General features: G+C 59.6%; 1 protein-coding gene. It reads left to right on the top strand.

Annotated features, from left to right (window positions below; all coding sequences use genetic code 11):
* Window positions 1-203, top strand: a 203-nt coding sequence (locus FNJ47_RS49690) for an ABC transporter substrate-binding protein (protein ID WP_236000667.1), incomplete at both ends; no start/stop codon positions are given.

Here is a 203-nt window from a genome sequence, read left to right as displayed (position 1 = left end):
GTTTACGGCCTATACGATCTACGATCCGCTGGTGGCCTGGGAGATGGACGTTGCCGACCGGCCGGGCAAACTGGTGCCGGGCCTTGCAACTGAATGGAAGGTCGACGACACCGACAAGACCAAGTGGCGCTTCACCCTGCGCAGGAACGTGAAATTCCACGACGGTAGCGACTTCAACGCCGATGCCGTGATCTGGAATCTCG

This window comes from Bradyrhizobium uaiense, from assembly GCF_010811875.1.
GTDB classification, from domain to species: domain Bacteria; phylum Pseudomonadota; class Alphaproteobacteria; order Rhizobiales; family Xanthobacteraceae; genus Bradyrhizobium; species Bradyrhizobium uaiense.
Note: the sequence above shows the minus strand (reverse complement) of the source record. Positions and strands in the feature narration are given on the sequence as shown.